This is a genomic window from Streptomyces katrae, assembly GCF_000966975.1.
Classification (GTDB): Bacteria; Actinomycetota; Actinomycetes; order Streptomycetales; family Streptomycetaceae; genus Streptomyces; species Streptomyces katrae.
The window spans coordinates 1-735 of sequence record NZ_JZWV01001641.1 but is presented as its reverse complement, the minus strand read 5'-3'; the positions used below and the strand labels follow the sequence as shown (position 1 = coordinate 735).

General features: G+C 78.6%; 1 protein-coding gene. It reads left to right on the top strand.

Annotation, left to right across the window (positions count from 1 at the left end):
* The coding region (locus tag VR44_RS39795) for an acyl carrier protein (RefSeq protein WP_045952576.1) at positions 1-735 on the top strand (735 nt) is incomplete at both ends.

Below are 735 nucleotides of genomic sequence, written 5' to 3'. Positions count from 1 at the left end.
ACCTCGACGCCCTCGCCGAGCAGCGCCGCGCCCGAGGACTCGCCGCCACCTCCGTGGCCTGGGGCCCCTGGGCCGACGGCGGCATGGCCGGCGACGAGCAGGCCGAGGCCCACCTGCGCCGGCGCGGGCTGCCCGCCATGGCCCCGGACACCGCGATCGCCGCACTCCAGCGGGCCATGGACCTGGACGAGACCACCGTCGTCGTCGCCGACGTCGACTGGCAACGGTTCGCCCCCGCCTTCACCCTCGCCCGGCCCAGCGCCCTCCTCGCCGGCCTGCCCGAGGCCCGCACGGCCCTCGCCGCAGCCGGGGACGGGGCGGACACCGCGGGCACGGCCGAAGGCACCGCCCCCTCCCGTACCGCCGGACTCGCCGCACTCCCGGACGCCGAACGCCACCGCGTGCTCCTCGACCTGGTCCGCGCCGAAGCCGCCCGGGCCCTCGGCCACCCGGACCTGGCGGCGGTGGCCTCCGACCGCTCGTTCAAGGACCTCGGCTTCGACTCCCTCACCAGCGTCGAACTCCGCAACCGGCTCAACGGGGCCACCGGGCTGCGGCTGCCCGCCACCCTCGTCTTCGACCACCCCAACGCGGAGGCCCTCGCCGCCTTCCTCTCCGCCGAGGTGTCCGGCCACGCGCCGGCCGCCCTCCCGGCGACCGGCCCCGCACCGGCCGGACCCGCCGGGCCGGGCGCCCCCGACGAGCCGATCGCCATCGTCGCCATGGGCTGCCGCT